The organism is Nonomuraea sp. NPDC049784 (assembly GCF_040659615.1).
Lineage (GTDB): Bacteria > Actinomycetota > Actinomycetes > Streptosporangiales > Streptosporangiaceae > Nonomuraea.
Genome location: NZ_JBFAMX010000661.1, coordinates 1 through 5,446 on the forward strand (window position 1 = coordinate 1; position 5,446 = coordinate 5,446).

9 protein-coding genes are annotated in these 5,446 nt (G+C 72.0%); 5 read left to right on the top strand and 4 right to left on the bottom strand.

What is annotated here, in order from left to right; translation table 11 throughout:
- Positions 1-325: hypothetical protein (locus tag AB0J09_RS55000; RefSeq protein ID WP_360710310.1), on the bottom strand; the 325-nt coding region annotated here is incomplete at its 3' end.
- Positions 326-413: 88 nt separating this feature from the next.
- Here AB0J09_RS55000 and AB0J09_RS55005 point away from each other — a divergent pair.
- From AB0J09_RS55005 to AB0J09_RS55025, 5 genes are read left to right on the top strand one after another with little or no spacing between them, the layout of a single operon-like run.
- The gene (locus AB0J09_RS55005; RefSeq protein WP_360710312.1) at positions 414-1,163 is read left to right on the top strand and encodes a methyltransferase domain-containing protein; all 750 of its coding nucleotides are present in this window, start codon (positions 414-416) and stop codon (positions 1,161-1,163) included.
- 9 nt (positions 1,164-1,172) lie between these two features.
- Positions 1,173-1,337: a hypothetical protein gene (locus tag AB0J09_RS55010; protein ID WP_360710313.1), complete on the top strand. Its 165-nt coding sequence runs from the start codon at positions 1,173-1,175 to the stop codon at positions 1,335-1,337.
- 49 nt (positions 1,338-1,386) lie between these two features.
- Positions 1,387-1,767 carry a phage holin family protein gene (locus tag AB0J09_RS55015; protein ID WP_360710315.1) on the top strand — a complete coding sequence of 127 codons (381 nt, stop codon included), beginning with the start codon at positions 1,387-1,389 and terminating at the stop codon, positions 1,765-1,767.
- Entirely contained in the window at positions 1,764-2,360 is a 597-nt protein-coding gene (locus tag AB0J09_RS55020) for a DUF3618 domain-containing protein (protein ID WP_360710317.1), read from the top strand. The genes AB0J09_RS55015 and AB0J09_RS55020 overlap by 4 nt, the downstream gene beginning before the upstream one ends.
- A 33-nt stretch (positions 2,361-2,393) precedes the next feature.
- Entirely contained in the window at positions 2,394-2,819 is a 426-nt protein-coding gene (locus AB0J09_RS55025; protein ID WP_360710319.1) for a protease inhibitor I42 family protein, read from the top strand.
- A gap of 10 nt (positions 2,820-2,829) precedes the next feature.
- Here AB0J09_RS55025 and AB0J09_RS55030 read toward each other — a convergent pair whose 3' ends face one another.
- The 3 genes from AB0J09_RS55030 to AB0J09_RS55040 all read right to left on the bottom strand — a co-directional run.
- On the bottom strand, positions 2,830-4,317 hold the full coding sequence (locus AB0J09_RS55030) for a cation acetate symporter (protein ID WP_360710320.1): 1,488 nt from the start codon (positions 4,315-4,317) through the stop codon (positions 2,830-2,832).
- 58 nt (positions 4,318-4,375) lie between these two features.
- On the bottom strand, positions 4,376-4,807 hold the full coding sequence (locus AB0J09_RS55035) for a hypothetical protein (RefSeq protein WP_360710322.1): 432 nt from the start codon (positions 4,805-4,807) through the stop codon (positions 4,376-4,378).
- Positions 4,804-5,446 (bottom strand): LytTR family DNA-binding domain-containing protein (locus AB0J09_RS55040; RefSeq protein ID WP_360710323.1); only part of this gene is annotated, 643 nt, incomplete at its 5' end. The genes AB0J09_RS55040 and AB0J09_RS55035, both read right to left, overlap by 4 nt.

Below are 5,446 nucleotides of genomic sequence, written 5' to 3' on the forward strand. Positions count from 1 at the left end.
CGGGAACCTGCCAGAGGCGCAGCCGCGGGCGCGCCACCTCGGCCAGCCGCCCGGTCTCCGGCGAGGGCAGCGGCTCCTTGGCCGAGCCGGGCAGGAGCAGCTCCAGCGTCCGTGACGGCGGCTCGTCGAGGCCCAGCGCCGTGGCGATGCCGGCCGCGGAGGCGGCGAACGGATGGGGCACGCCGCCCGGGGCCTGCCGCCGCCGGGTCGCCGGGGGTGCGGCGCCGGCCTGCGCCTGCCGCTCCTGGGCCGCCGAGGGCGTGGTGTCGGGGCTCTCCGCCCAGAAGGCGAGCCCCTCAGCCGACCAGACCCCGTGTACCAGCACCCCGGCAGATTACCGCCGCGAGCGGAAGATCAGGTCCGCGTGCCCCCGCGCCGCCTGGCGGAAGATCAGGTCCGTCTAGGATCCTGACATGAGGTTTTCGGAGGCTGAGGACAGCTGGCGCGCGCGGCTGGGGACGTTGCGTGACGTCGTCAGGCAGGATCTCGTCACCCGCCAGCTCGCCGAGCACCTCCCCAAGGCCCCCTGCCATGTCCTCGACGTGGGTTCAGGCCAGGGCACGCAGGCGCTCAGGATGGCCGCCAGGGGCCATCACGTCATCGCGCTCGACGCCTCCCGCGACCTCCTTCGCCTCCTGGAGGCCGGGATCCAGCCGGGCATGGCCGTCCGTACGGTCCAGGCCGAGGCCGAGCGGCTGGGGGAGCTGTTCGAGCCGGGCAGCTTCGACGTCGTCCTCTGCCACGGCCTGCTGATGTACTTCGACGACCCCGGCCCGCTCCTCGCCGACCTCTCCCGCCTCCTCGCCCCCGGAGGCATCCTCTCGCTCCTCGTGCGCAACGGCGACGCCCTCGCCATGCGGCCCGGGCTCATGGGCGGATGGACGGAGGCGCTGCGGGGGTTCGAGAGCACCCACTACGTCAACAGGCTCGGCGTCCCCGCCAGGGCCGACCGGCTCAGCGAGCTCACGCGGCGCCTGGCCGTACACGGGCTGGAGGTACACGAGTGGTACGGCGTGCGCGTGTTCTGCGACACCGTGCCCGACGACGAGCCCGTCCCCGACGACCTCGAGGACCTGCTCGCGGCGGAGGAGCGGGCGGGCAGGACCGATCCCTACCGGAAAGTTGCCGCGCTGACCCATCTCATCTGTGGCAGGGCTCGGTAAGATATTGGTATGAACCCTCCCGGATCGTGGTGCGAGCGGCCCAAGCCGCAGGCTCCTTCATGCGAGCTCCCGTCCCCGTGGAGCAAGCCGGAGCAGCCGGACAACTGGTGCGAGGTGCAGAAGGACCCCGTGCTGTCCGTCCTGGGGTTCCTGCTCAAGGTCGCCAAGCGATAGAAGGCCGTTTGTTTGGGTAGTCGCCTTCCTCACGGAGGAGGCGAACGTCGTGAACGACACCCACAAGCTGGTCAACGACCTCTCCGAGCAGGTCTCCAGGCTCGCGAGGGACGAGTTCCGCCTGGCCAGGATGGAGCTGGCGGCAAAGGGCAAGCGCGCGGGGTTCGGCGCGGGCCTGTTCGGCGCGGCGGGGATGTCCGCGTTCTTCGGCGGTGCCGCGCTCGTGACCGCCGTCATCCTGCTCCTCGCCCTGGTGCTGCCCGGCTGGGCGGCCGCCGCCATCGTGGCGGGAGTGCTGTTCGTCATGGCCGCGCTGCTCGGCCTGACCGGTAAGAGCCAGGTGCAACGAGTCGGCCCGCCCGTCCCATCGGAGACCCTCGCAAGCGTCAAGGCCGACATCGACATGGTCAAGGAGAGGGCACGACGATGAGCGAGACCGACCCCGGATACAGCGAGCAACACGCGGGCGACGTCGGCGCCCGCAGGGCGAGAGTGGGCACGCCGACGGAGCGCGAGTCCGTCAACGTGCCTCCGACCAGGCCGGGTGCGGCGGAGAACGCCCAGCACGCGGAGGAGGAGCGTGCGGCACACGAGACGTTCGTCCCCGAACCCCCAGTCCGCGACGAGCGGGCCGAGGCCGCCGAGAACCAGCGGGCCGAGGAAGAGACGGTGCCCACACCACGCGGGACGCAGCATGACCCGGCGTCCCCACTCCATGGGGTGCGCCACCAGTCGGCGTCCACAGGACGATGGACGCGCCACCAGGAAGACGTGCGCAAGGACATTGAGGAAACCCGGCGACAGCTGGGCGACACCGTCAGCGCGCTGGCCGCCAAGGCCGACGTGAAGTCCCGCGCGTCCCACGCGGCAGGCGCCGCCAGGGAAAGAGCGGCCGGCATGGCCGGGTCCGTCAAAGGGAAGGCGTCGGAGGTGGCGGGCAGGCTGCTCATGGCCGCCGGGGGCGCCGCGGTCGTCGTCGCCGTCGGCAGCATGATGCGGGACCGCCGCCGCAGGTCCAGGTAGGGACGCGCCGGTGCGGGCCGATAGCCTGCCGGAATGATTCGTCGAACGGCCACCGCCGCCATGCTGGCCCTGCTGGTGGCGGGGTGCGGCGGGGGCTCAGCGGTGAGCGACCTCGGCACCGTGGTCAAGGGTGCCAAGGGCTCGAACATACGCGTCGAGCTGCGCTCCGGGCAGCGCTTCTCGCTGGCCGTCGCCGACAACCCGTCGGTGGGCGACAACTGGGACCTGGTCGCGGTCCCGGACCCGAAGGTGGCCTCGTTCATCAGCGAGGAGCACAAGCGCACGGGCGACGGGGTCGGGGCCGGCGGCACGACGTACTTCGTGTTCAACAGCAAGCGCCCGGGCACGACCGAGATCAGGCTGCGCGACTGCTGGCGGTGCGGCCAGGCCACGACGCCGCCCGACGAGCAGAGCCGGCAGCAGTCGGGCGAGGCCGTCTTCGCCGTCACCGTGAAGTGAGCGCCCGGTCTCAGGACGAGCGGGGGCGCCAGTCGCCGCGGTCGAGGTCGAGGTTCTCCGGCGCGTGCAGCCTGACCATGGTCCTGGCGACCCCGGGTGGCACCCGGTGCGGCGTCAGGAACGACACCGACACCATCACCGCGAACGCGATAGGCACCGTCCAAGCAGCCGGCTGGGCGAGCAGCGCCCCCGCGGGCCCCTCGTGCGGGCCGGCGGTGATCGTGACGAGCACCGCCGCGGACGCCAGCCCCCCGCCCACGAACAGCCCGGCCAGCGCCCCCGTGGTCGAGAGGCGGCGCCACCAGATGCCCAGCACAAGCAGCGGGCAGAACGACGAGGCCGCCACCGCGAACGCCAGCCCCACCACGTCGGCCACCGGCAGCGCCCGGGCCCACAGCGCCAGGGCCAGCGGCACCACCACCGCCATCAGCGTGGCGATCCTGAACGAGCGCACCCCGCCCTTGAGCAGGTCCTGCGCGATCACACCCGCCACGGACACGGTCAGCCCCGACGAGGTGGACAGGAACGCGGCGAACGCCCCCGCCGTGACCAGCGCCGTCAGCACGTCGCCCAGCGTGCCGCCGACCATCCGCGCGGGCAGCGTCAGCACGACCGTGTCCGTGCGCACCAGATCGGGCGCGTAGAGCCGGCCGAGCCAGCCATAGACGGCGGGCAGCAGGTAGAAGGCGCCGAGCAGGGACAGCACGACCAGCGTCGTACGGCGCGCGGCCCGGCCGTCCGGGTTGGTGTAGAACCGCACCAGCACGTGCGGCAGCCCCATGGTGCCCAGGAACGTGGCCAGGATCAGCGAGTACGTGGAGTACAGCCCGTACTCCTTGCCGCCCGACAGCGGCACCTGCCAGGTGGCGGCGTCCTGCGCGCTCACCGCGGGCGCCCCGTCGGCCTTCCACGCCATCATCAGGAACACCAGGGGCAGGGCCAGCGCCGTCAGCTTGAGCCAGTACTGGAACGCCTGGACGAACGTGATCGACCGCATGCCGCCGGACAGCACGTTCACCGCCACGACGACCGCGACCAGCAGCCCGCCGACCCACACGGGCGCGCCGGTGATCGTACGCAGCACCAGGCCCGCGCTCTGGAACTGCGGCATCAGGTAGAGCCAGCCGATCAGCACGACGAGCACGCTCGCGGTGCGGCGCACGGTCATCGACTCGAGCCTCGCCTCGGCGAAGTCCGGCAACGTATACGCCCCCGAGCGCCGCAGCGGCGCCGACACCAGCACCAGCAGCACGAGGTACCCGCCGGTCCAGCCGACAGGCAGCCAGAGCATGTCCACGCCGAACGACAGGATGAGCCCGGCGATGCCCAGGAACGAGGCCGCCGACAGGTACTCGCCGCCGATGGCCGAGGCGTTCCAGAGGGGGCTGACCGTGCGGGAGGCGACGTAGAAGTCGGAGGTGGTGCGGGAGAACCTGATCCCGAACGCCCCGATGAGCACGGCCGCCACCATCACCACCAGAACCGCGGTCAAGCTCATGCGATCGGCTCCGCCGCTCGCACGAGCTTGAAGGCGCTGCGTCTGATCATTCGCTCGCTCATCGGCGCTCGACCAGCTCGGCGAAGTGGCGTTCGTTGCGCTCGGCCTGGCGCACGTACAGCCAGGCGCCGATGACGAAAGCCGGGTAGATGAGCCCGCCGAGCACCGCCCACGGGAGCGGGACGCCGAGCAGGTGCACCGAGCGCAGCTGGGGGATGAGCAGGAACAGCAGCGGCAGCCCGCCGACCACGCAGCCCAGCACCGTGCACACGAACAGCGCCAGCCTGAACTGGGTACGCAGGAACGAGCGCATGTAGACCTCGCCGAGCCGGGTCTGCTCGTCGATCTCCCTGGTGGCCGGGTAGCGGGGGCGGCGCGCGGCGGCCGTGCGCGGGCTCATCACGGCCACCCTGCGCGGCGTCTCCCGCCGCGAGGCGTCGGTCTTGGGAAGAGGTGGCCGGCGTCCGGGACGCGACTCGGGGCTCATCATGGCGCTGACCTCGCCTTCCTGGCCCGGCGGACCAGCAGGTCCCTTAACTCGCGCGTGTGGCGGCGGCTGACCGGGAGCTCCGTGTCGCCGACCCGCACCGTGCACTTACCCGAGTCGATGTGGAGCTCCTCGATGTGCTTGAGCGCCACCAGATGGCTCCGGTGCACGCGTACGAACCCGGCCGAGGCCCACCGCTCCTCCAGGGTGGCCAGCGGGATCCGTACCAGATGGCTGCCCGCCGCCGTGTGCAGCCGCGCGTAGTCCCCGTGCGCCTCCACGTAGATCACGTCGGCGCTGGACACGAACCGCGTCACCCCGCCCAGCTCGACCGGGATCGTGTCGGTCTCCCCGCCCTCCACGGGCACGTCGGCGGAGACCGCCACCCGCCTGATCGCCTCCGCCAGCCGCTCCGGGCGTACGGGCTTGAGCAGGTAGTCCTCGGCCTTGATCTCGAACGCGTCCACGGCGTGCTCCTCGTACGCCGTCACGAACACCACCCGCGGCGGGTTCGCGAACTGCGACAGCAGCCGCCCGAGCACCACCCCGTCGAGCCCGCGCATGCGGATGTCGAGGAACACCGCGTCGATCGGCCGGCCCTCGGCGATGGCGCGGTCGAGCAGCCGCAACGCCGCCGCGCCG